Genomic DNA, 23,579 nt, shown 5'->3' with positions numbered 1-23,579 from the left:
GGCGATACCGAGGAGGACCTTGTATGTCACCGGGCCCCGCCCTGCGGCTCAACCGAGGCGTGACGGTATGGCTGACCGGCCTGTCCGGCGCGGGCAAGTCGACCCTCGCCCGCACGGTGGTGTCACTGGTGGGAGACGGTGCCGAGGTCGAGGTGCTCGACGGCGACGAGATCCGCAAGACCATCTCCAGTGACCTCGGGTTTTCCCGGCCCGACCGGGACGCGCAGGGGCGCCGCGTCGGGTTCATCGCCGAGCTGCTGTCGCGCCACCGCGTGCTGACGCTGGTGCCGGTGATCGCTCCGTACGCCGAGACGCGGCAGGCGGTGCGGCAGCGCCACGAGGAGCGCGGGTCGGCGTTCCTGGAGGTGTACGTCAGCACGCCGCTGCGGGAATGCGCGCGCCGCGACCCGAAGGGCCTGTACGCGAAGGCGGCCGCGGGCGAGGTGACCGGCCTGACCGGCGTGGACGACGTCTACGAGCAGCCCGAGTCGCCCGATCTGCGGGTGGACACGAGCGAGCTCGACGCCGAGACCGCGGCGGGGCGGATCCTGGACCTGCTGCTCGAGCGCGGCCTGCTGGAGTACGTCGAGCGGCCGGTGCTGAGCGCGCGGGAGTCCTCCGGCCGGTAGCGGTTCGACCGGAACCAGGCGCGCTCGCCGCGATGCAGTGAAGGCCACCTTCACTGCGTTGAACGCAGGCATGGTGGCCTTCACTGCATCGCGGGCGGCAGCGAGTCGGCAGGGGTCGCGACGCCTGGCCCCCATCCGCGGTTCACCTCGGCGTGGCCTCGGAGCCACCCGAACCGGTTAGACAGGGCGGATGAGCGAAGCCTCGACCGATCTCGGGCGCCGGCGGTTCCTCGCCGGGGTCTCCGCCGTCGCCGGTGCCGCCGCGCTGGCCGGGCTGCCCGTCGGCCGCTCCGCGGCCACGACCAGGCCCGGCGGCGGCAACTATCCGTTCCGGCTGGGTGTCGCCAGCGGCGATCCGACCGCCACGGGCGTGGTGCTGTGGACCCGCCTGGTGCCCGAACCGTTCGTGCCCGGCGGCGGCATGGAACCCCGCAGGGTGCCCGTCGAGTGGCAGGTCGCGCGCGACGAGCGCTTCCGCCACGTCGTCGCCGTCGGCTCGGCGTGGGCGCTGCCTGAGCTGGCGCACTCCGTGCACGTGGAGGTCCAGGGCCTGGCACCCGACCGCGAGTGGTTCTACCGGTTCCGCTATCGCGGCGAAGTCTCCCCCGTCGGCCGCACCAGGACCGCGCCCCGCCCGGGAGCTCCGGTGGGTGCGCTGGCGTTCGCGTTCGCGTCGTGCCAGGACTGGGCCAGCGGCTACTACCCGTCATACCGGCATCTGGCGCGGGAGGACCTCGACCTGGTGCTGCACCTCGGCGACTACGTCTACGAGGGCGGCATCCCCGCCGACGGCGGCTACCGCAGGCAGGCCACGCCGGACGTGCTGCGCACCGCGCCGCTCGACCTCGAACGATGGCGCATGCAGTACGCCCTCTACAAGAGCGACCCCGACCTGCAGCTCGCGCACGCGCGGTTCCCGTGGCTGGTGACGTGGGACGACCACGAGGTCAAGAACGACTACGCGGGCACCGAGCAGGAGCAGGCGGGCGACATCAGCGCGTTGCGGGCCGCGGCCTACCAGGCGTGGTACGAGCACCAGCCGGTGCGCGCCCCGTCGCGGCACGACGCGCTCGGCGGCCCCCGCATTCACCGCAGGCTGCGCTGGGGCAGGCTGGCGCAGCTCGACGTGGTCGACGGCAGACAGCACCGCAGCGTGCCGCCGTGCGGCTGGGGTGAGGCCGACGCGTGCCCGGCCGCGTACGCGCCCGACGTCACGATGCTCGGCTTCCCGCAGGAACGGTGGCTCTACGACGGGTTCGCGGCGTCGTCGGCGACGTGGAACCTGCTCGGCAGCAACGTGATGATGGCGCGCCTCGACCACGACGGGCCGTCGGGCAGCAGGCTGTGGCACGACGCGTGGGACGGCTTCCCCGCGGCCCGCAAGCGGCTCACCGACGCCTGGCTGCGCCACGACGTGCGCAACCCCGTCGTGGTCACGGGTGATTGGCATTCCAGCTTCGTCAACGACATCCACGGCGATTTCGACCGCCCGGACTCCCCCGTGGTCGCGACCGAGTTCGTCGGCACGTCCATCTCCTCCAACGGTGACGGCGAGGTGTACGGGCCCTACTACGGCCCGATGATCAAGTACAACCCGCACATCCGGTTCTTCGACGGCGACCGGCGCGGCTACGTGCGGTGCCGGGTCGACCGCGGTGAGTTCCGGGCCGATCTCCAGATGGTGGACACGGTCGGCCGCCGCGACGCGGCCGAGTCCACGTTCGCGTCGTTCGTGGTCGAGGAGGGCAGGCCGGGCGCACACCGCGCGTGACCCGTCGCGGTCGTCCGGTCGGGTGAACAGAGGCGACCCGCCGCGTTCGGTTCCCGGTAACCCGGAGGCCGCGTGGCGGGCATCCCCCGCACGCAACCTCTCAGGTGCCACCACCCCAGAACGAAAGGCACCTCCATGTCCCCGACTCCCCGGCGCGGCCTCGGCCTGATCGCGGTCGCCACGCTCGCTCTCGCCGGCTGCGGCCAGAGCGCGGCCAACGACGACGGCGGCTCCGGTGATGCCGACACCCTCGTCTTCGCCTCCATCCCCTCCGAGGAGTCGACGAGCCTGCAGGAGGCGTTCCAGCCGGTGATCGACATGCTGGAGCAGGAGACCGGCAAGCAGATCGAGTTCCAGCAGGCCACCGACTACGCGGCGATCATCGAGGGCCAGCGGGCCGGCAAGATCGACATCGCCCAGTACGGCGCGTTCTCCTACGTGCTCGCCCGCAACAGCGGCGTCGAGACCACGGCCGTCGCCTCCCAGGTCGAGGAGAAGGGTGGCGAGCCGGGCTACCAGTCCTACGGCATCGTGAACGCCGCCTCGCCGGTGCGCGACCTCGCCGGGTTCCAGGGCAAGAAGACGTGCTTCGTCGACCCCGGTTCCACCTCCGGCTACCTCTACCCCACGGCCGGGCTGATCAACGAGGGCATCGACCCCGAGTCCGGCATCACACCGGTCATGGCGGGCGGGCACGACGCGTCTGTACTCGCCGTCGCGAGTGGACAGTGTGAGGTCGGGTTCGCCATGGACAGCATGGTCGACACGCAGCTGATCCAGAAGGGACAGTTGAAGCAGGGTGACGTCCGCACGGTCTGGAGGTCCGAGGTCATCGCGGGCCCGCCGATCGCGGTGAGCGACGAGCTCGACCCGGCGCTGCGCGGCAAGATCGCCAGGGCGATCCAGGAGAAGGCGAACGTCGACTACCTGCGCTCCAACGGTTTCTGCGGCGAGGACTGCGTCGTCGGTGACGACGTGTGGGGCTTCGCGAAGGTCGACGACGGCTTCTTCGACGGCGTGCGCCGCGTCTGCGACATCACGAAGGACGAGCAGTGCACGACGTCGTGACGTTCCACCGGGTCAGCAAGCGGTTCGGCGCCACCGTCGCGCTCGACGAGGTGTCGCTCAGCGTGCCCGAGGGTCAGATCGCTGTGCTGCTCGGCCTGTCCGGTTCGGGCAAGTCGACGCTGCTGCGCCACGTCGACGGACTCCAGCGCGCGAGCACGGGATCGGTCAGCGTGCTGGGCACCGACCTCGCGACGGCGAGCGGGACGCGGCTGCGGGCACTGCGGCGCCGCGTCGGTTTCGTGTTCCAGCAGTTCCACCTGGTCGGCGGGCTCACGGTGCTGGAGAACGTCTGCACCGGCGCACTGGGCGGGTTGCGCGGCCCGCGCCTCGGGCTGTTCACCTACCCGAAGCGCGTGCGGCAGGAGGCGCTACGGCACCTCGATCGCGTGGGGCTCACCGAGCAGGCGTTCCAGCGCGCCGACACACTCTCGGGCGGGCAGCAGCAGCGGGTCGCCATCGCGCGAGCCCTGCTGCAGCGGCCGGAGATCCTGCTCGCCGACGAGCCGGTGGCCTCGCTCGATCCCGAGTCGGCTGGCCAGGTCATGCGGTTGCTGCGTGAGATCAGCGCCGAGCGGAACCTCACCGTGCTGTGCAGCCTCCACCAGGTCGACCTCGCGCTGAGCTGGGGCGACCGGGTGATCGGACTGCGTTCGGGCCGCGTCGTGCTCGACCGGCAGGCCGCTGGGCTCGGCCGGGACGAGGCGATGGCGGTGTACTCGGCCGTCGCGAGCGTGCCGGCCGCCGTCGCATGAGCCGCGCGGTGGCCGAACGCCGGACGCTGCCCGCTCCGTCCGGGCCGGGGGTGGCGGCCACGGCCGTGGTGCTCGCCATCCTCGGCGCCGGGGTGTGGGCGGCGGCCGACCTCGGCATCAACGTCGCCACGCTCGTCGACAGCGTCGGCAACGCCGCCGACTTCGCGCAGCGGATGTTCCCGCTGGACTTCCCACCGGTGGCCGAACTGCTCCGGCTGTGCGGGACGACGCTGGCGATCGTGGTGTCGGCGACGCTGCTCTCGGTGCTGCTCAGCGTCCCGGCGGCCGTGCTCGCGGCGGGCAACACCACGCCGAACCGCGTGGCCCGGCTCGGCGCACGCGCGGCGATCGTGCTCGCGAGGGCTGTGCCCGACGTGGTGCTGGCCATCGTGTTCATTCGCGTGTTCGGGCTCGGCTCGATGGCCGGGGTGCTGGCGATGGGCCTGCACTCGGTGGGCATGGTCGGCAAGCTCTACGCCGACGCCGTGGAGCAGATCGACGAGGGACCGCGCACCGCCGTGCGCGCGGGCGGCGCGGGCCGCCTGCAGGAGCTCGCGAGCGGGGTGCTGCCGCAGGTGCTTCCCGCGTTCGTCTCGACCGCGCTGCACCGGTTCGACATCAACCTGCGGGTGTCCGTACTGCTCGGCTTCGTCGGCGTCGACGGCCTCGGGTTCGCGATCGCCTCGGCGTTCCGGGAGCTGGACTACCAGCGCGGCATGGCGCTCGCCTTCGTGGTGCTCGTGCTGTGCGTACTGGCGGAGCTGCTGTCGGGCGCGATCCGGCGCGGGCTCACCAGGCCGCCGACGAGCAGGGTCCGGCCGGCACCGGGCCGCGTCAGTCCACCGTGGACGGCGAGCAGGCTCCGCCGCACCGTCTACGGCCTGGTCACCGCACTCGTCGTGCTGGCGTCGCTGTGGGGTGCGGAGCTCTCCCCCGCAGGCTTCGTCGACGGGCTCGGCACGCTGGGCACCACGCTCGGGCTGTTCTGGCCGCCCGAGACCGGCGGGATCCTGCCCGACCTGCTCGCGGCGCTGTGGGTGACGGTGAAGATCGCACTCGCGGCGACGCTGCTCGGTGCCGTGCTCGCGCTGCCCATCGGGACGCTCGCGGCGCGCAACGTGGCGCCGTCGCCGAGGGTGGGCGCGGCGTTCCGCGGGCTGATCGTGCTCATCAGGGGCATCCCCGAGCTCGTGCTCGCGGTGGTGTTCGTGGTGCTCACCGGCCTCGGTGAGGTCGCGGGCACGCTCGCGCTGGCGGTCGGCGCGGTCGGCCTGCTCGGCAAGCTCGTCGCCGACTCGCTGGAGGAGGTCGACGAGCGCGTGGAGAACGCCGTCCGCGCCACCGGGGCGACGCGCTGGCAGGTGTTCGCCTCGGCCACGGTGCCGCAGGCCGCGCCCGCGTTCGTCGGGCACGTCCTGTACCAGCTCGACGTCAACATCCGCTCCGCGACGCTCCTCGGCATCGTCGGCGCCGGAGGCATCGGTTTCTACCTGCAGAACGCCTCCAGGGTGCTGGAGTTCGGCGTGGTCACCACGGTGCTGCTGCTCGTGTTCGCGCTGGCGATGGTGGTAGAGCTGATCGCGGTGTGGCTGCGCAGGGTGGCGAGCTAGTTCAGAACAACCGTGCCGGATGTTCACCTGCGGGGCCGGTCGCGTTGGCTGCGACGAAGTTGTCCGGACAAGCCCGCGGCGCAAGCTCGTGGACATGAGCTCGACGAGATACCTGGAGATCGCCGAACGGCTCGCCGCCGAGCTGGCCGGCCGCCCCGCGGGCACGCGGGTGGCCAGTGAACCCGAGCTGGCGCAGCGGTTCGGGGTCGGCAGGGCGGCAGCCCGTTCGGCACTACAGGAGCTGGAGCGGCGGCTGCTGGTGCGCCGCGTGCAGGGGGCGGGCACGTTCGTCAACCGGCGCATCGACTACGTGATCTCGCACAGCAGGCCACCCTCGTGGAGCGCGACGGTGCAGGCGGCGGGCGCGGTGCCGCGCTCGGTCATCAAGGACGTCGACCGGCTGCCGCTGTCGGCGGGGTTCGCGGCACAGCTGCGCCGCAAACCCGGCACCCTCGCCCACCGCGTCGCACGCGAGTTCTACATCGACGACCTGCTGGCGACCTGGATCCAGGAGTGGATCCCCGTCGACGTGGTGCCGGAGCTGGAGTTGGCGCTGCACGCCGCGGACTCGCTCGATCTCGTGCTGCGGCAGATGGGCCGGGTGAAGCCCGTGCGCGCCTGGTGCCGCGCGAGCCTCGACGTGCCGCCGCCGGAGGTGGTGCGCAACCTTCGCATCGAGGCGAGCGCACCGACGTGGCAGGTGGAGAGCCTCAGCTGCGACGCCGAGACCGGCGCCGGCCTGACCTGCAGCACCGCGTGGACGCGCGCCGACGCCGTCCGCATGGTCGTCGAGCTCCAGGAGACCTTGCATCCCGATCAACCCGAGGAGGAACAGCGGTGACAGACGTGAGCCGCGAGGAACGCTGCGGCCTGCTGGCCGAGGCGGAACCGGACGAGCTGAGGGCGCTGGCCGAACAGTGCCTCGCCGACGGCGCCGACGTGCGCGTGCTCGTCGGCCCCGAGGTCGGCTTCGTGACGGCGCAGGTGCGCGAACCCGTTGCGGCGGAACGGTTCCTGCTCGGCGACGTGCTCACGTGCCGAGCCGAGGTCGAGCTCGCGGGCCACCGCGGGTGGGCCATGCGGCTCGGCGACGACCGGGCCGCCGCCCTCGCCGCCGCGGTGCTCGACGCCGAGGCCGAGGCGGCTCGGCCGCACGCGGCCGACGTCGCCGAGCTGTGCGCCCGCGTGGCCCGCAGGCGGCAGGAGCGCGAAGCCGCCGAGTGGGCGGAGCTCGCCCCGACCGTCGTCGAGTTCGAGGAGCTGACATGAACCAGACGGCCGAGCTGATCCGGTCGGCGACCCTGCGCCCCGACCAGGCGCAGCGCACCTTCCGCGCGATGCTCGACGCCATCGCGTGCCCCGGCCGCGTGACGCGGCTGCCCCAGGAGCCCCTGGAAAAGGTCCCGGCCGCACTGCTGCCCGTGCTCGCGCTGGCCGATCTCGGCACGGGCGTGCACGTCCTCTCCGACGATCCGCGCTGGGCCGATGTCACCGCCGTGGCCACCAACGCGGTGCCGGCCCCACTCGCTCGCGCGCGCCTCGTGGCGGCGCTGCGGCCCGTCACGGCCGCCGAGCTGCGCACCCTGCACCGGGGCAGCGCCGCCGCACCCGAGGACGCCGCGCTCGCGGCACTCGCGGTGCCCGACGTGATCGGTGGCGAGCAGGCGATGCGGCTCACGGGGCCGGGCGTGCCCGGCGAGGTCGTGATCGCGCCGGCCGGCCTGCCGGAGGGGTTCGCCCCGGCCAGGGGACCCGGTGACTTCCCCGCCGGGATCGACCTGCTGCTCGTCGCACCCGACGGCAGGCTGCTCGGCCTGCCCCGCAGCACCCACCTCGAACTCGTCACCAGCAGGGAGGACTGATGGGATACTCCGGAGCACGCGGCGGCCTCGAGGCGATCCTCGCCGCCGAGGACCTCGTCCGCCGCGCCCGCGACCACGCGCCCGCGCCGTGGGCGCCGACCGAGCAGATCACCGCCCGCTTCCGGCTCGCCGTCGACCGCGTGCTGGGCGAGGCCGGGCTGTACCACGAGGACACGTCGGCGGCCGCGCTGCGGCAAGCCGAGGGCGACCCGCTGGAGGCGGCACACCTGGTGCGCGCACACCGGTCCACGCTGCCGAGGCTGGCCGTGAGCGAGCCCGTCGACCCCGACGAGATGGTGGTGCTGCGCCGCATCGTGCCCGCCTTCCGGGAACCCGACGGCCCGCAGCTGCTCGGCCGCACCACCGACTACACCGGCAGGCTGCTCGAACAGCCCGCCGGTCCCCCGCCACGGCAGTCCCGCACACCGGCGACGCCGCCCGACCGGACCGAGACCCAGCGCAGGCCGGGCCGGTTCCTCGACCTGCTCCGCAAGCTCGACCTCGTGGTCGACCACCGGCGCGCCGACGACCCGGAGCCGTTCGACATCACGCGCAAACCCGCGCGGCCGCCCGCCGAGCGGTCCGCCGCGCTCGCGTCGATGGCCCGCGCGGAGACCGGGGCCCTCGTCGCGCTGTGGTACCGCTCGATCCTCGGCCCCGACGGCGACATCCACGAGGTCACGCTCGGCGAGGTCCGCCACGGCAGGCTCCCGCTGCGCGTGCGTCACCCGCACACCGGCAACCCGGTGCGGGTCGGCGAGTTCCGCGTCACCGAGGCCGAGGCGATCGAGGACCTCGACGGCGCCGACGAGGACCGCAGCCGCTTCGACGTGGGCTATGGCCTGTGCTTCGGCCACAACGAGCGCAAGGCCATCGCCATGGCCAACCTCGACGTCGCCAACCGGCGCTTCGGCCGCACCGGCCCTCTGGAGCAACTCCTGCTGCTCACCACCGACGGCCTCGACTCCGCCGGCTTCCTGGAGCACCTCAAGCTCCCCCACTACGTCACGTTTCGCTCGATGGTCGAGCGCAAGCAGGCCATGCGCGCCGCGGGCGAGGCCGACGAAGGCCCCCGCGTCGCCGAACCGGCAGGACAGGAGTGCCGATGACGTCCACACTGGACACACTGCTCACCGAGCGGGAGGCGGAGCTCCCCGCGGGCATCCTCGACGAGGGCGCCAAGCGCGAGATCCGCCGCGCCACGCTCACCGCCGTGTGCGTGCCCGGCTACCAGGTGCCGTTCGGCTCGCGCGAAATGCCCGTGGCCCGCGGCTGGGGCTCCGGCGGTCTCCAGGTGACGCTCGGCGTGATCGGCGCCGCCGACACCGTGAAGGTGATCGACCAGGGCGACGACGCCGGGGTGAACGCCACCAACCTGCGCCGCATGATCGCCGGAACCACCGGCTGCGCCGACACCGCCGACACCCGGGAGGCCACGATCGTCCAGACCCGCCACCGCGTTCCGGAGGAACGGCTGCGTGACGGGCAGGTGCTCGTGCTGCAGGTTCCCGTGCCCGAACCCCTGCGCGGCGTGGAGAAGTCGGTGATCGAATGCGCCCGCATGCACGCCGAGGGCGACTACTCGGCGATGTGGGTCAGCCTCTACGAGGACCTCGTCCGCAACGGCATGATCACCAGGACCACGGGCTACCCGGTGCTCGTCGGCGGCCGCTACGTGCTGGCGACGACGCCGATCCCCCGCTGGGACGTGCCTCGCCTGCACGAGAGCGACCACCTGAGCCTCTTCGGCGCGGGCCGCGAGAAGCGGATCTACGCGATCCCGCCCCACACCGACGTCCGGCCGCTCACCTTCGACGACGTCCCGTTCGAGGTCGAGTACGCACCGGGTGCGCGGTGCGTGCTGTGCGGCAGCGACGACGTCTTCCTCGTCGAGGCGGGCACCACGGGAGCGTACGCGTGCAGCGACACCGAATGGTGCGCGCGCGTGCGCGAGGGCGACGCCGACATCCAGGCGCACCACGAGCGTGCCCCCCTGCACCTCCTGCCCGACCCGGCCGCGCGCCTGCGTGCTCCCGCCACCACCACGGCACGTCCCGAGCGCCCCCGCCCGGCGCTACCGGAAGGGCAGGACTGGGCGCTGCGCGTCGACGGGCTCGGCAAGGTGTTCGGCCCCGGCGCGGCGGACGCGGTGCCCGGCACCGGACCCGACCACGGCACCGCCATCAGTCCCGCCACCGGCGCGATCGTCGCCGCGTGGGACGTGTCCTTCGACGTCGCGCCCGGCGAGGCGCTGGGCGTGATCGGCGAGTCCGGCTCGGGCAAGTCCACCGTGCTCGGCTGCGTGATCGGCGACGAGCAGGCCACCGCGGGACATGTGCGGCTCGCCGCGCTCGACGAGGGGCGCACCGACCTGCTGACGCTGCCCGGCGACGCCCGCAGGCGGCTGCGCGTCGACTCGATGGCGGTCGTGCACCAGAATTCCGCCGCGGGCCTCGACCTGCGGGTCACCGCGGGCGGCAACATCGCCGAACGGCTCACGGCTGCGGGTTGGCGCGGCTACCACGACATCCGCAGGCGGGCGGCCGAGCTGCTCGACCGTGTCGAGGTGCCACTGTCCCGGATGGACGATCCGGTGCGGACCTTCTCCGGCGGCATGCGCCAGCGCGTGCAGATCGCCAAGGCACTCGCCACGGAACCTCCGGTGCTGCTGCTCGACGAGCCCACGACCGGACTGGACGCCTCGGTCGCGGCCGGGGTGCTCGACCTGCTGCGCGGGCTGCTCGCCGAGCGCGACATCGCCGCCGTGGTGGTGAGCCACGACTTCGCGGTGATCGAGGCGCTCACCGATCGCACGCTGGTGATGCAGCTCGGCCGCGTCGTCGAGCGCGGGCTCACCGACCAGCTCTTCCACGACCCGCACCACCCCTACACCCAGCGGCTCGTCGCCGCGGCACGGAGGTGACCGCCATGCCGGTGCTCTCGATCCGAGGGCTGCGCAAGTCCTTCACCCTGCACACCATTGACGGGCGCACGGTGTCGTCACTGCACGGCGTCGACCTCGACGTCCACGAGGGCGAGCACGTCGCGCTCGCCGGGCCGAGCGGCGCGGGCAAGTCGTCGCTGCTGCGCTGTGTGCACCGCACGTACCTGCCCGACTCCGGCTCGGTGGGGCTCGGTGAACTGGAGCTCACCGACCTGCCCGACCGCGCGATGGCGCGCCTCCGCGGCCGCGAGTTCGGCTACGTCTCGCAGTTCCTGAGCGCGCCGCCGAGGACCGGGCCGTGGGAGGTGGTGGCGGCCGCGGCCCGCCGACGCGGGCTCGACGCCGCCGAGGCACGCGAGGCCGCCGCCGAGGCGCTGCGGCGGCTCAACCTCGACGAGGCGCTGTGGGACGTCGACTGCTCCGTCCTCTCCGGCGGCGAACGGCAGCGCGTCAACCTCGCGGCGGGCACCGTCCGCCCGCCCAGGCTGCTGCTGCTCGACGAGCCGGTGTCGGCGCTCGACCCCGCCAATCGTGAGGCGGCGCTGCACCTGATCGAGGCGCTCACCGAGCAGGGCGTGGCCGTGCTGGCGGTGTTCCACGACCTCGACGCCATGCGCAGGCTGGCCACCCGCGTCGTGCTGATGCGCGACGGACTGATCGCGGAGCAGGGCTCCCCTGCCGAACTGCTGGAGGCGGCATGACCACGCTGACCGCGCCGTGGACCCTCGCGGCCCCGCCGAGCGACTACGTGCTGGGCCACGTGCGGGCCGTCCTGCTGGACCGCGTGCTCGACGACGCACTGGTGGCCGTGCGCGACGGTGTGCTCGCGGCGGTCGAGCCTCACCGCCCCGGCGTCGCGGCCGATGTGGACGGTCAGGGACTGCTGTGCCTGCCGGGACTGGTCGACGTGCACAGCGACGGACTGGAGAAGGAACGCCTGCCGAGGCCCGGCGCCGCACTGCCGATCGAGTTCGCGCTGCTGTCGTTCGAGGGCAAGCTGCGGGCGGCGGGCGTGACGACCGTGTTCCACGGCGCCGGGTTCGAGGAGAGCCTCGGCCGGGGTCTCGCGCGGTCGGTCGCCACGGCGCTGGAGGTGTGCCGGACCGTGGACTCCCAGCGGGGCGCGCTCGTGGACCACCGGATCCTGTACCGGCTCGACGTGCGCTGCTCCACCGGGCTCGCCGCGTTGCGGGAGCGGCTTGCCGACGTGGCCGGTCCCGCGCTCGTGTCGCACGAGGACCACACACCGGGCCAGGGCCAATACGCCGACCGCAGATACTACGAGCGCTACCTGGCGGGCACGCGCGGGCTGAGTGACGCCGAGGCGCGTGAGCACGTCGACGAGCTGATCTCCGATCGCGAAAGCAGGCTCGCGGTGCGCGACGAGTCGCTGGAATGGCTCGGAACCCAGGCCAGGGCGGGCAGGCTGCGGCTGCTCGGCCACGACCCCGACTCCCCCGCCGAGATCACCGCGCTGCGGGAGCGGGGCGGGCTGGTCGCGGAGTTTCCCACGACCGTGGACGCGGCGCGGGCGGCGAGGAAGCAGGGGCTCGCCGTCGTGATGGGCGCGCCGAACGTGCTGCGCGGCGGCTCGCACAACGGCAACGCGTCGGCCAGGGAACTGGTGTCGCACGGCCTCGTGACGGCGCTGGCGTCGGACTACCTGCCGTCCGGGCTCCTCGGTGCCGCGCTGCTGCTCGCCGAGCAGGGACTGGTGAGCCTGCCGGAGGCCGTGGCACTGGTGACGAGTGGTGCCGCCGACGTCGCCGGGCTCACCGATCGCGGCAGGCTCGAACCGGGGCTGCGAGCCGACCTCGCGCTCGTGGCGCCGGGCAGCCCGTGGCCCGCGATCCCCGCCGTGCTGCGCGCGGGCGAGCCGGTAAGGATGGAGCGGTGAGCACCAAGATCGCCTGGCCCGTTCCCCAACCCGAGCTACCCGACGACGTGCACGGCGCACTGGCCGCCGCCGCCCGCGCCGCCTCGGCGGCCTACGCCGCCGCCCGCCACCGCTTCACGAGGGACGAGCTCGCCGAGGAGATCGCCGACGGCGCCGACGGCACCCCCACGATGCGCGTCGACCAGCTCGTGGAGGACGCGATCGCCGAGGCCGCGAGCCGGTGCGGCGTGAACCTCCTGAGCGAGGAGGCCGGGTTCGTCGACAACGCGTCGGCGGTCACACTCGTCGTCGACCCCATGGACGGTTCGGCCAACGCCGCGGCCGGCGTGCCCCTGTGCTGCTTCGGCGGCGTGGTCGCCGTCGACGGCAGGGCCACGGAGGCGCTGACGACGTGGCTCGACACGGGACGGGCGTGGCACGCCGTGGCGGGCAGGCCCGTGCCGTACCGCACGAGCGGGCGCACGAAGCTCGCGGGTGCGGCGGTGAGCATGCTGCGGCCGAAACCGGCGAGCGCCGATGCGTGGTGGCGCGTCGAGCAGGCGGCGGGGCGGGTGCGGGTCCTGTCGAGCACGGTGCTGGAGGCGGTGCTCGTGGCAGAGGGCTCCACGGATGCCTTTTGCGACCCCGGGTCCGACACGCATCGCATCGTCGACCTCGCGGCGGCGATGGTCACGGTGCCCGCGGCAGGGGGTGTGGTGCTCGACGCCCACGGCAGGCCGCTGGAGATCGATCCCGATCTGACGCGGCGGTGGTCCGGTGTCGTGGCCGCGACCCGCCCCTTGGCTGAGGAGCTCGCGGCGCTCGTCAGCGGATGAGCTCCCGGGCGTAGCCGGCCACGGAGCGTTGATACGTGGGCAGATGGGACGCGAGCGCGGTGAGGACGTGCGACACTGCCTCGCGTTCCCTGCCCGTGTCGGCGAGCGCGAGGGCGAGGAAGGCCCTGACCGCATCGTCGAGGTGGTCGGAGGTGGCGTCCAGCTCAGCCGTGAGGAGCGCGACGCTCGTGTCCGCCTCACCGAGGTTGCGCAGGGAGCTGGCCAGCTGGATCACGGCGCACCGCCTGCGTTCGCCGTCGAGTCCGCGATCAAGGGCTTCGCGGTAGAGCGGAACGGCCTGGTCGGGGTGACCGGTCGCGTCGAAGGCGCCCGCCCGTTCGAACAGTGCGCCGGCGTCGTGTGGCGGCCGCTCGGCGGCGAGGCGGTCGATGAGGGCCAGGAAGTCCTCTTCGGTGTGCTGGTCGAACGACGCCCACGCGTCGTCGACGCGGCGTTGCCAGTCGGAGTCGGTCACCTGCGCAGCCTACGTCGGCGGGCGTAGGCGGGTAACGCGCTTCCGGGCTGACGACTGCGGGCCGCCACGCGCCCACGATGGGTGCCATGAGCGATCCTGTCGAAACCAACGCGCTGACCAAGCGCTACGGCGACCTCGTCGCCGTCGATTCACTGGACCTCGTTGTGCGTCAGGGCGAGGTCTACGGCTTTCTCGGCCCGAACGGCGCTGGCAAGACCACGACGCTGCGCATGCTGCTCGGGCTCATCCGGCCGACGTCGGGTGACGTGCGGCTCTTCGGCCACGCTTCCGGTGCGGGGCGGCGCCTCGCGGGTGTCGGGGCGTTGATCGAGGGGCCCGGTTTCTATCCCTACCTGTCGGGCCGCGACAACCTGCGCGTGCTCGCCCGTCATGCCGGTGTCGGGCGCGGGCGTGTGGCCGAGGTGCTCGACGTCGTGGACCTCGCCGAGCGCGCCGGGGACCGGTACTCGACGTACTCCCTGGGCATGAAGCAACGGCTCGGACTCGCGGCTGCACTGCTGAAGGACCCCGGGCTGCTGATACTGGACGAGCCGACCAACGGGCTCGATCCGGCCGGCATGGCAGATATCCGTGCCGTGATCCGTGGCCTCGCGGACGAGGGGCGCACCGTACTCCTGTCGAGCCACCTGCTCGGCGAGGTCCAGCAGATCTGTGACCGCGTGGGCATGATCTCGCGTGGACAGCTGGTCGCCGAGATGTCCGTGGCCGAGCTGCGCGCGACCGGGCTGCTGGTCATGGCGGATCCGATCGACGACGCGCGGGCGCGGGTGGCCGAGCTCGTCGGCGCGGACCGGGTTCGGGTTGACGGGGACGTGCTTCGGCTGGACGTCGAGGCCGCGATGGCCGCGACGATCAACGCCGAGCTGGTCCACTCTGGAGTTTCGGTCCGCGAGCTCCGGCCTGCCGAGGCCGATCTCGAACAGACATTTCTCGAACTCACCGGAGGTGGTTCTCGTGGTACTCGATGACGTTCGCGCGGAGTTGATCAAGCAGGTTCGCCGGCCCGCGCACTGGTTGCTGTTCGGCGTTGCGTTGGTGCTGACGTTGACCTTTGCGTACGTGATCCCGTATCTGGGGTACACGGGCCGGTCTGAGGGACCCCGTGGCGGGCGCGGGCTGGAGTCGATGCTGCCGGCGGAGCTGGTTGGCAACACCATTGCCGGGACGCCCGTGTTCGTCGGTGCGCTCGCGTTGATCTTCGGTGTGCTCGTCGCTGGGAGCGAGTATGGCTGGGAGACCTGGAAGACGGTGCTCACGCAAGGATCATCGAGGTCTAGCGTCTTCGCGGCGAAGGTTGTCGTTGCGGGCTTGGGCTCGCTCGTGCTGGTGCTAGCGCTGCTTGGGACGGGAGCCTTGGCGGGGGTGGGCGTTGCCTTGCTGGAGGGACAACCTGTGGTGTGGCCTTCCGTTGGTGAGATCGTTGTCGGGGCCGGTGGTGGCTGGCTGATCACCATGATGTGGGCGATGCTCGGCGTGTTTCTCGCGGTTGCGTTCCGGGGTATCGCGTTGCCGATCGGGCTGGGGCTCGTGTGGTTGCTGGCTGTGCAGAATCTGCTGGCTGCTGTGGCCGCGCCGTTGCTGGAGTGGGTTGCCGAGCTGCAGAAGGTGCTGCCTGGGCCGAATGCCGGGTCTCTGGTCGCGGCTTTGGGTGCGCCGGAGGGGACGCCTGGGGTGTCTGACCTTGTGGGTTCGGGGCAGGCTGTCGTGGTGGTCGGTGCTTACCTCGTGGCGTTCGCCGTGGCTGGTGGGTGGTTGTTGCGGCGACGGGATGTGCTGTAGGCGTTTTCCAAGGGGTCCCTGGGTTCCAGGCACGCCTTCGGCGCGCCGTGGGAAACTGTCGCTTCACGGGCCGGGCACGTTGACTGTCCACTAGCGACAGTTCCCCGCGGAACGGGTACCGAGCCCGGATCGCGTCGTGTAGCTGGCTACGTTTGTGGTATGACCCGGCCGAAACCCGCACTCCTCCCCGCTGTTTTGAGGTGAGTGGTGGACGCGACTGGCGGCAAACCAGCGCTACATTCCCGAGCCGTATAGGTCGTTATACATCTCCCTCGTGAGAGTCTCGGTGAGTCGTAGCCAAGGGCAGGAGGTCAAGCGTGTCCCCTCGAGTCACCGTCGAACGCGACGGGCAGGTCCTGTTGATCGGCGTCAACCGGCCGGAGAAGCGCAACGCCTGGGACCGGCAGACGATCGACGAGGTGGCCCTCGCCTACGACCGGCTCGCCGACGACCCGGAATCGCGAGTCGGCGTGGTCTTCGGCCACGGCGACCACTTCAGTGCCGGACTCGACCTGGGAGACGTGTGGCCGGCCGTGACGGAGCACGGTCCGGACGCCCTCGCGGGTGCCGGGCGTCACGACCCCTTCGGACTGTGGAAGGAGCCGGTGCCGAAGCCGGTGGTGATGGCCGTGCAGGGAATCGCCTTCACGCTGTCGATCGAACTGGCGCTCGCGAGTGACATCGTGATCGCCGCCGATGACGTGCGATTCCGGCAGCTGGAGACCAGGAGGGGCATCCTGCCCTTCGGCGGTGCGACACTGCGGGCACCGGCTCAGCTCGGCTGGGGCAACGCGATGAAGTTCCTGCTCACCGGCGAAGAGTTCGGGGCGGGCGAGGCGTACCGCATCGGCCTCGTGCAGGAAGTCGTGAAACCCGGTGAGCAGCTCGGCCGCGCGATGGCGCTGGCGAAGGTCATCGCGGCGCAGGCACCGCTCGGGGTGCAGGGCACGCTGGCCAACGCGAGGGTCGCGCTGCGGTCGGGCTCGGAGCAGGCCGCCGCCGAACACCTGCGCGCGACCCTGCCCGCGGTCGTCGCCAGCGAAGACGCGAAAGAAGGCCTGCAGAGCTTCCTCGAACGCCGCGAAGCCCGCTTCACCGGAAAATGACCCACACCCCCAGTGCGCTGTGGTCGCGTTGAACGCGACCACAGCGCACTGGGGGACGGATGCTACTGACCGGGGCGCTGGACGTCACCGCGCCAGGCGCCGGTCTCGCGGCCACGCTCCTCGATGAACTTCTTGAACCGCTGAAGGTCACCGTTGACGCGCTGGTCGATCATGCCGGTCTTGTCGGCCACGTTCTCGGCGAAACCCTCCGGATCGATGTCCATCTGGGCCGTCACCCGCGTGACGTTGTCGCCGATGCGGTGGAAGGTCACCACGCCGCCGTGGTTGGGGCCCGAATCCGTGGTCCAGGCGACGCGCTCGTCGGGGTGCTGCTCGGTGATGGTGGCGTCGAACTCCCGGGTACTACCGCCGATCTTCGTGACCCAGTGAGTGTGGGTCGCGTCGAGCTGACGGACCTCCTCGACACCCTCCATGAACTCGGGGAAGGACTCGAACTGGGTCCACTGGTTGTACGCGGTCGACACCGGGACGTTCACGTCCACCGCCTTGGTGATCGTGCTCACTACAACCTCCTTGTCTCGCTCGGGGGGCACGACGCAACGGTTGTGCATCACGTCCTGAAGTTCGGGTACCCGCGCTGCCATGAGGTACACATCAGCCCCGGAGCCCGATCCGGCCACCGTCGAAGCCGTCGGCAAACTCACCGAAGCGCTCGAGACCGTCGAGGTCGCGCGCGGACACCTGTACGCCTTCCACCGCCTCACCGGAACGGCGGACTTCACCCTGGACGAGGCCATCGACCTCCTCCGCCACGCTGGCCACGGCGACCTGGCCGAGCGACTGGAAACGGAACTGCTCGGCCGCAACGTGCTCCCGGGCCGGTGGACCTACCAGGTCGTCGAGGACTACGAGGACACCTACTACGACGTCTTCCGCGCGTTCGAACGGCAAAGCCGCGAACTCACCGGCGGCAGGCGGCACCTCCACGAGGCGGAGCTGAAACGCAACCGCCGCACCAACGGGCTGCGGGGACACGAGGCGTATCCCGACGAGCCGGTCGCCTGATGCAGACCTTCCTCCCCTACCCCGGCTTCGTCGACGCCGCACGGGTGCTCGACCGGCGCAGGCTGGGCCGCCAGCGCGTGGAGGCACTGCAGATCCTGCGCGGCCTCACCGTGCCCACCTACGGCTGGCGGCGCCATCCCGCCGTGAAAATGTGGACCGGCTACGAGGAGGCACTGGCCCGCTACGGCCTCGACGTGTGCGCCGTGTGGTGCGCCGAAGGGCACGCCGACACGTGCGCGGACAAGCTCAAGGCCGACCTGGCCGAGGCCACCGGCATCACCGAACCACGAACACAGTCGCGGCTGGCCGAGGCCCGAGAGGTGCCGCCGTGGCTCGGCGACGAGGCGTTCCACCGCAGCCACCGGTCCGCGCTCGTCCGCAAAGACCCCGGCCACTACCGCCGCTGGTTTCCCGGTGTGACCGCTGACCTGCCCTACGTGTGGCCCGCGTCCGACCGGACCCGGCGCGCCGCGTGAGCGAGCGTTTCACCTGGCCCGCCGGGGGAACTCCGCTGGGGCGAGCCGAGGAGGAGTCACATGGAGCCCGCTGCCGGCCTGCCCGCGCCCCGTTCACTGTGGATCGACAGCGCACCGGCACCCGCGCGCGCCGACCGCGACCTGCCGACCGAGGCCGACGTCGTCGTGATCGGCGCGGGCATCGCCGGACTCACCACCGCGTACCTGCTCGCGCGCGAGGGCCGCTCCGTGCTCGTGCTCGAAGCCAAGGAGTTGGCCGCGGGCGTCTCCGGGCACACCACGGCGAAACTCAGCGCACAGCACGCCCTCAAGTACGCCGGACTGGAGCGCGCCAAGGGCCGCGAGGCGGCGATGCGGTACGCCGAGACCCAGCACGCCGCCGTCGACTGGATCGCCAAAACCTCCACCGAACTGGGCATCGACTGCGACTTCGCCCGCCGCGACTCCTTCGTCTACACCACCGACGAGGACCGGCTCGACGAGCTGAAGGCCGAGGCGGACGCCGCCGCGCGGGCCGGGCTGCCCGCGTCGTTCACCGACGACATCGGGCTCGCCGCACCCGCCGTCGGCGCCGTCCGCTTCACCGGTCAGGCCCAGTTCCACCCCCGGCGCTGGCTACTCGGCCTCGCCGACGAAATCGAGCGGCTCGGCGGCCGCATCGCCCAGCACGCGCCCGCACAGGCCGTCACCGAATGGCCGACGCTGAGCGTGCGCACCCCGCGCGGGCGCGTGCGCACCGACCACGTCGTGGTGACCACCCACTACCCCATCCTCGACCGGGGCCTGTTCTTCGCCCGGCTCGACCCCGTACGCGACCTCGTCGTCGCCGGGCCGGTACCCGTGGAACGGATGCCGGCCGGCATGTACCTCGACGCCGTCACCCACCACTCCGTGCGCGGCTACGACTCCGCGACCGAACCGATCGCCGTCGTCGGCGGCGAGCACTACCGCACCGGCGAGAACCTCGACGTCGAAGGCCGCTACCGCGAACTCGCCACCTGGGCCCGCGACCTGCTCGGACTGCGGATCACCCACCGCTGGTCGGCACACGACATGTCCACTCCGGACTCCGTGCCCTACGTCGGCCGGTACCACCCGCTCACCGCCCGCGTGTGGGTCGCCACCGGCTTCGGCCAGTGGGGCATGACGGGCGGCACCGCCGCCGGACAGCTGCTGCGCGACCTCATCCTCGACGACGAGAACCCGGCGGCACCGCTGTACGACCCCAACCGCGCGCACCTACGCTCCGCGCCCGAGGTCGTCAAGGACAACGTCGCCGTCGCCAGGCACCTCGTCGGCGACCACGTCCGCGCCCTGCGCACACCCGCCGAACTGGACCAACTGCCCGCGGGCGAGGCCACGGTCACCCGCGTCGGCGCCAAGATGACCGCCGCCTACCGCGCGCCCGACGGCGAACTGCACGCCGTGAGCGCCCGCTGCACCCACCTCGGCTGCCTGGTGACGTTCAACAACGCCGAACAGACCTGGGACTGCGCCTGCCACGGATCCCGCTTCGGCACCGACGGCACCGTGATCCAAGGCCCGGCGACCCGGCCCCTGCGCCGGCTCAACGAGGGACCGGACGACTGAGCCCCGGCCGCAAGCTGGGCGTCGAGGAGGAGTTCCTGCTCGCCGACCCGGTCGCCTGGCACACCGTCCCCGCCGCGGCCGACGTGCTCGCCCGCGCCGAGCCCTACGCGGGCACCTGCCAGCCCGAACTGCGTGCGAGCCAAGTGGAGGCCGCCACCGCCATCCGCGCCACCCGCACGCAACTGCGCGCCGACCTCCTGGCAGGAAGACGGGTGCTCGGCGCCGCCGCCGAACGCGCACACGCCGTCCTCGTCGCCTCGGGCACCCCCGTGCTCGCCGGCCCCGAACCACCGGGAGGACCCGACACCCGGTTCGCGCTCATCGACGGGCGATACCGCGCGCTCGTCACCGGCTACCAGGCCTGCGGCTGCCACATCCACTGCGAGGTCCCCGACCGCGACCACGCCGTCGCGGTCGTGAACCACCTGAGACCGTGGCTGCCCACACTCGTGGCGCTGTCGGCCAACTCGCCGTTCGCCCACGGCCGCGACACCGGCCACGTCAGCTGGCGCATCGTCGAGCAGTCGCGCTTCCCCGCCGCCGGGATCCCTCCGTGGTTCGGCTCCTTCACCGAGTACCGATCCGAAGTGGACCGTCTGCTCGCGTGCGGTGCGCTGCTCGACGACCGCATGACGTTCTGGCTCGCCCGCCCCTCCCCCGCACTGCCCACCGTCGAGATCCGGGCCGCCGACACGGCCACCACGGCCGACGAGGCGCTGCTCCAGGCACTGCTGACGCGGGCACTCGTCGACGCCGCACTGGCCGATCTCGCCGCGGGCCGCGAAGCACCACGCGGCAACGAGCGCGTGGCCGCCTCGGCGCTCTGGTCGGCCGCGCGATACGGCATGGCGGGCCCGGCCGTCGACCCGTGGCGCGAATGCACGCGCCCCGCCCACGAGCTGGTCCCGCTGCTGCTCGACCGCACCGCCGCCGCGCTCGAGGACACCGGCGACCTCACACTCGTCCGCGACCTGCTCGGCCGGCTGGCCCGGCGCGGCACGGGGGCGCAACGCCAACGCCGCATCGCCGTCCACGGACTGCGGGGCGTCATGCGTGCGCTCGCCGCCGACGTCCTCAGCCCGCTCTGACGAGCCAGGCGGTTTCGTTTTCCCTGTTCGGGGGCATCACGGAACCATGCGCTTGCGGCGTAGTGACCCGTCCACGCCGGGTATCCGCAGACAACGGCGCGGCCGGGGCTTCAGCTACCGGACCCCGGACGGCTCCCCGGTGAGCGACCCGCGCACGCGCGACCGCATCGACGCACTCGTCATCCCGCCCGCGTGGCGCCGGGTGTGGATCTGCCCCGAACCCGACGGGCACATCCAGGCCGTCGGCATCGACGACGCCGGGCGCCGCCAGTACCTCTACCACCCCGAATGGCGCCGGGCCCGCGACGAGGAGAAACACGAGCGGGTCCTGGCACTCGCGGACAGGCTGCCCGCTGTGCGGGAGGCCATCGGTGAGGACCTCGCCCGCAAGGGTCTCGACCGGCGCCGCGTCCTCGCCGCCGCACTGCGCATGATCGACCGCGGAGTGTTCCGCACCGGCGGCGAGGAATACCTGGAGGCCAACGGATCCCGCGGCGCCACCACACTGCTCCGCGAGAACGTGCGCATCCGCGGCGACGAGCTGACGTTCACCTACACCGCCAAAGGCGGCCTCGAGCGCGAGCTGACCATGCGCGACGGCGAGCTCGCCGCCGTACTCAAGTCGCTGCGGCGGTGCCGTGCCGAGACCGACCGGTTGTTCGTGTGCCGGGGCGGCCGCGGCTGGCACGAGATCCACGCCGGCGAGGTCAACGAGCGCTTCAAAGAGCTCGCCGGTGAGGAGTTCACCGTCAAGGACCTCCGCACCTGGAACGCCACCGTGCTCGCCGCCGTCGCCCTCGCCGCCTCCGACCGGCCGACGTCCCAGCGCGGCCGCAAACGCGCCGTCACGGCCGCCATGCGCGAGGTAGCCGAGGAACTCGGCAACACCCCCACCGTCGCCCGCAAGTCCTATGTGGACCCCAGGGTGATCGCGGCGTACGAGCAGGGAACCACCGTCGAGGCCGCCGTGCGCCGCGTCGGCGGGGAGGGCATCCGCACCGATCGTGACCGCGAGCGCATCGAACGCGCCGTCGCGAGGATGCTGCGCCGCTACCGCGCGTAGACCGCGCCGTGCAGCCGCCGGATCAGCTCCGCGTAGAGCGGACCCGCGAACCCGGCCCTTGCCAGCGCGGCGCGGGCGGCGTTCGCGCCCGGCCCGCCGTGCACCGCGCCCCCGGGATGCGCCGAGGCACCCGCCAGGAACAGCCGGTCGATCGGCGTGTCGGCCCTTCCCAGGCCGGGCACCGGCCGGAACACCAGCTGCTGGTGCATCGCCGCGCTGCCCGCGTTGACCGCGCCCTCGACCAGGCTCGGGTTGGCGCGTTCCAGCTCGCGCGGCCCCTGCAGATACCGGCCGCGGACGCGGCCGCGGAACCCCGGCGCGTGCCGCTCCACGATCTCCTCCACCCGGTCGGCGTAGCGGCGCAGCCGGTCGGCGTCCCATGCATGCCCGCGCGGCACGTGCGTGTACGCCCACGCCGTCTCGGTGCCCGCCGGCGAGCGGGTCGGATCCGCCGTGGTCATCTGCCCCACGATCAGCATCGGCTCCTCCGGCACACTGCCCGCCGCCAGCTCCGCGCTGTAACGCGACAGGCCGGGCAGGTCGTTGTCCAGATGCACCGTCCCGGCCGCGGCCGCCTGCGGGTTGCTCCACGGGATCGGACCAGACAACGCCCAGTCGACCTTCACCGTGGCGTCGTCCCACTGGAACCGCCGCAGATCCGTCACGAACCGCGACGGCAGCGACTCCTCCCCCACCAGGCGCAGGTACAACGTCGGCGCGGGCACATCGGCCAGCACCGCACGGCGCGCCCGAACCCGCGCACCCGAAGCGTCCACCACGCCCAGCGCGCGCCCGCGCGCCGTCAGCACCCCCGTCACCTCCCGGCCGCACGCGACCCGCCCTCCCCTGGCCGTCAGCCGCGCCACCAGCGCACCACTCAGCCTGCCCGCGCCGCCCTCCGGCACGGGAAATCCCACGTCCTGGCCCAGCATGCACAGCAGCCAGCCGAACAACGCGCTGCCCGCGTGCCCCGGCCCCAGGTCGGTGTGCAGGGCGTTGCCCGCGAGCAGCAGTCTCGCGCCGTCGCCCCCGAAACGTTCCCGCCCGAACGCGCGGGCGGGCATCGTCACCATCCGCGCGAACCGCAGCCCGTCCGCCACGCCGAGCGCGCGGAACAGCCGCGCCGCCGACCGGACCGGCGGGAACGGCGTGAACAACGCGTCCAGCAACCGGTCGCGGATCGCCGACCACGCCGCGAACTCCCCGGCCCATGCCCGCCCGTCGCGAGGGTCGAACTCCGCCAGCGACGCCATCGTGTCCTCCAGCGAGCGCGACACCACGGCACACCGGTCGTCGGGGAGCACGTGCGCGAGCACCGACGGCGCGTGCCGCCAGCGCAGCCCGTGTTCCTCCAGCCCGAGCCCCGCGATGACCGGCGAGGCCGCCGCCAGCGGGTAGAAGGCACTGAAAACGTCGTGCTGGAAGCCCGGTTCGGTCAGCTCGGCCGTCCGCACCGCTCCCCCAGGGCTCTCGGCGGCCTCCAGCACCAGCACGTCCCAGCCCGCGTCGGCGAGAACGTTGGCGGCCACCAGGCCGTTCGGGCCCGCTCCGATCACGACCGCGTCGGCGGCCTCGTCAACGCGCTCCACGCCACGCTGGCTTCCCGC

Annotated in this window: 24 protein-coding genes; 21 read left to right on the top strand and 3 right to left on the bottom strand. The window is 72.5% G+C overall.

Translation table 11 applies throughout. The annotated features are described in order from the left end of the window. Window positions 1-23 precede the first annotated feature (23 nt). The 13 genes from cysC (at window position 24) to BA062_RS10885 (ending at window position 13,348) form a co-directional block, all read left to right on the top strand. The gene (cysC, locus tag BA062_RS10945) at window positions 24-629 is read left to right on the top strand and encodes an adenylyl-sulfate kinase (RefSeq protein ID WP_110335939.1); all 606 of its coding nucleotides are present in this window, start codon (window positions 24-26) and stop codon (window positions 627-629) included. A 190-nt stretch (window positions 630-819) separates the two neighbouring features. Continuing rightward, entirely contained in the window at window positions 820-2,400 is a 1,581-nt protein-coding gene (locus BA062_RS10940; protein WP_110335938.1) for an alkaline phosphatase D family protein, read from the top strand. Between the two features lie 135 nt (window positions 2,401-2,535). Then, entirely contained in the window at window positions 2,536-3,468 is a 933-nt protein-coding gene (locus tag BA062_RS10935) for a phosphate/phosphite/phosphonate ABC transporter substrate-binding protein (protein WP_110335937.1), read from the top strand. Next, window positions 3,453-4,220, top strand: coding sequence for a phosphonate ABC transporter ATP-binding protein (gene phnC / locus BA062_RS10930; RefSeq protein WP_110335936.1), 768 nt, complete (start codon window positions 3,453-3,455; stop codon window positions 4,218-4,220). The genes BA062_RS10935 and phnC overlap by 16 nt, the downstream gene beginning before the upstream one ends. Then, window positions 4,217-5,830, top strand: coding sequence for a phosphonate ABC transporter, permease protein PhnE (gene phnE / locus BA062_RS10925; RefSeq protein WP_110335935.1), 1,614 nt, complete (start codon window positions 4,217-4,219; stop codon window positions 5,828-5,830). Before phnC ends, phnE begins: the two co-directional genes overlap by 4 nt. A gap of 94 nt (window positions 5,831-5,924) precedes the next feature. Next, window positions 5,925-6,671 carry a GntR family transcriptional regulator gene (locus tag BA062_RS10920; RefSeq protein ID WP_110337218.1) on the top strand — a complete coding sequence of 249 codons (747 nt, stop codon included), beginning with the start codon at window positions 5,925-5,927 and terminating at the stop codon, window positions 6,669-6,671. After that, the gene (gene phnG / locus BA062_RS10915) at window positions 6,668-7,099 is read left to right on the top strand and encodes a phosphonate C-P lyase system protein PhnG (protein WP_110335934.1); all 432 of its coding nucleotides are present in this window, start codon (window positions 6,668-6,670) and stop codon (window positions 7,097-7,099) included. Before BA062_RS10920 ends, phnG begins: the two co-directional genes overlap by 4 nt. After that, complete coding sequence (gene phnH / locus BA062_RS10910) at window positions 7,096-7,692, top strand: phosphonate C-P lyase system protein PhnH (RefSeq protein ID WP_110335933.1); 597 nt, start codon at window positions 7,096-7,098, stop codon at window positions 7,690-7,692. The genes phnG and phnH overlap by 4 nt, the downstream gene beginning before the upstream one ends. Further along, on the top strand, window positions 7,692-8,801 hold the full coding sequence (locus tag BA062_RS10905; protein WP_110335932.1) for a carbon-phosphorus lyase complex subunit PhnI: 1,110 nt from the start codon (window positions 7,692-7,694) through the stop codon (window positions 8,799-8,801). The genes phnH and BA062_RS10905 overlap by 1 nt, the downstream gene beginning before the upstream one ends. Next, on the top strand, window positions 8,798-10,615 hold the full coding sequence (locus BA062_RS10900; RefSeq protein WP_110335931.1) for an alpha-D-ribose 1-methylphosphonate 5-phosphate C-P-lyase PhnJ: 1,818 nt from the start codon (window positions 8,798-8,800) through the stop codon (window positions 10,613-10,615). The genes BA062_RS10905 and BA062_RS10900 overlap by 4 nt, the downstream gene beginning before the upstream one ends. A gap of 5 nt (window positions 10,616-10,620) precedes the next feature. Continuing rightward, a complete protein-coding gene (locus tag BA062_RS10895) occupies window positions 10,621-11,337 on the top strand; it encodes an ATP-binding cassette domain-containing protein (RefSeq protein WP_110337216.1) in 717 nt (238 codons plus the stop codon). Further along, the gene (locus tag BA062_RS10890; protein ID WP_110335930.1) at window positions 11,334-12,533 is read left to right on the top strand and encodes an alpha-D-ribose 1-methylphosphonate 5-triphosphate diphosphatase; all 1,200 of its coding nucleotides are present in this window, start codon (window positions 11,334-11,336) and stop codon (window positions 12,531-12,533) included. Before BA062_RS10895 ends, BA062_RS10890 begins: the two co-directional genes overlap by 4 nt. Next, the gene (locus tag BA062_RS10885; RefSeq protein ID WP_110335929.1) at window positions 12,530-13,348 is read left to right on the top strand and encodes an inositol monophosphatase family protein; all 819 of its coding nucleotides are present in this window, start codon (window positions 12,530-12,532) and stop codon (window positions 13,346-13,348) included. The genes BA062_RS10890 and BA062_RS10885 overlap by 4 nt, the downstream gene beginning before the upstream one ends. Here the strand turns inward: BA062_RS10885 and BA062_RS10880 are convergent. Continuing rightward, window positions 13,338-13,823, bottom strand: a complete 486-nt coding sequence (locus BA062_RS10880) for a tetratricopeptide repeat protein (RefSeq protein ID WP_110335928.1) — start codon at window positions 13,821-13,823, stop codon at window positions 13,338-13,340. The two genes, BA062_RS10885 and BA062_RS10880, sit on opposite strands and share 11 nt — an antisense overlap. Before the next feature lie 86 nt (window positions 13,824-13,909). Between BA062_RS10880 and BA062_RS10875 the strand changes: the two genes are divergently transcribed. The 3 genes from BA062_RS10875 (at window position 13,910) to BA062_RS10865 (ending at window position 16,729) form a co-directional block, all read left to right on the top strand. Then, window positions 13,910-14,812, top strand: coding sequence for an ATP-binding cassette domain-containing protein (locus BA062_RS10875; RefSeq protein ID WP_110335927.1), 903 nt, complete (start codon window positions 13,910-13,912; stop codon window positions 14,810-14,812). Next, window positions 14,799-15,623 (top strand): ABC transporter permease, encoded by an 825-nt coding sequence (locus BA062_RS10870; RefSeq protein ID WP_110335926.1) that lies wholly within the window; start codon window positions 14,799-14,801, stop codon window positions 15,621-15,623. The genes BA062_RS10875 and BA062_RS10870 overlap by 14 nt, the downstream gene beginning before the upstream one ends. A 317-nt stretch (window positions 15,624-15,940) precedes the next feature. Then, window positions 15,941-16,729: a crotonase/enoyl-CoA hydratase family protein gene (locus BA062_RS10865; RefSeq protein ID WP_110335925.1), complete on the top strand. Its 789-nt coding sequence runs from the start codon at window positions 15,941-15,943 to the stop codon at window positions 16,727-16,729. 62 nt (window positions 16,730-16,791) lie between these two features. Here BA062_RS10865 and BA062_RS10860 read toward each other — a convergent pair whose 3' ends face one another. After that, window positions 16,792-17,253: an SRPBCC family protein gene (locus BA062_RS10860; RefSeq protein WP_110335924.1), complete on the bottom strand. Its 462-nt coding sequence runs from the start codon at window positions 17,251-17,253 to the stop codon at window positions 16,792-16,794. 79 nt (window positions 17,254-17,332) lie between these two features. On the opposite strand from BA062_RS10860, the gene BA062_RS10855 reads away from it, so the two are divergent. From BA062_RS10855 to BA062_RS10835, 5 genes are read left to right on the top strand one after another with little or no spacing between them, the layout of a single operon-like run. Beyond that, window positions 17,333-17,755, top strand: a complete 423-nt coding sequence (locus BA062_RS10855; RefSeq protein ID WP_110335923.1) for a hypothetical protein — start codon at window positions 17,333-17,335, stop codon at window positions 17,753-17,755. After that, a complete protein-coding gene (locus BA062_RS10850; RefSeq protein WP_110335922.1) occupies window positions 17,755-18,231 on the top strand; it encodes an MSMEG_6728 family protein in 477 nt (158 codons plus the stop codon). Before BA062_RS10855 ends, BA062_RS10850 begins: the two co-directional genes overlap by 1 nt. A 60-nt stretch (window positions 18,232-18,291) precedes the next feature. Beyond that, entirely contained in the window at window positions 18,292-19,821 is a 1,530-nt protein-coding gene (locus tag BA062_RS10845; protein WP_110335921.1) for an FAD-dependent oxidoreductase, read from the top strand. Then, the gene (locus tag BA062_RS39790; protein WP_425452911.1) at window positions 19,818-20,909 is read left to right on the top strand and encodes a carboxylate-amine ligase; all 1,092 of its coding nucleotides are present in this window, start codon (window positions 19,818-19,820) and stop codon (window positions 20,907-20,909) included. Before BA062_RS10845 ends, BA062_RS39790 begins: the two co-directional genes overlap by 4 nt. Before the next feature lie 46 nt (window positions 20,910-20,955). After that, window positions 20,956-21,972, top strand: coding sequence for a DNA topoisomerase IB (locus BA062_RS10835; RefSeq protein WP_110335920.1), 1,017 nt, complete (start codon window positions 20,956-20,958; stop codon window positions 21,970-21,972). Here the strand turns inward: BA062_RS10835 and BA062_RS10830 are convergent. Further along, window positions 21,960-23,561 carry a phytoene desaturase family protein gene (locus BA062_RS10830; RefSeq protein WP_110335919.1) on the bottom strand — a complete coding sequence of 534 codons (1,602 nt, stop codon included), beginning with the start codon at window positions 23,559-23,561 and terminating at the stop codon, window positions 21,960-21,962. The genes BA062_RS10835 and BA062_RS10830 overlap by 13 nt on opposite strands. Between the last annotated feature and the right edge of the window lie 18 nt (window positions 23,562-23,579).

This window comes from Prauserella flavalba, from assembly GCF_003202235.1.
GTDB lineage: Bacteria > Actinomycetota > Actinomycetes > Mycobacteriales > Pseudonocardiaceae > Prauserella_A > Prauserella_A flavalba.
Note: the sequence above shows the minus strand (reverse complement) of the source record. Positions and strands in the feature narration are given on the sequence as shown.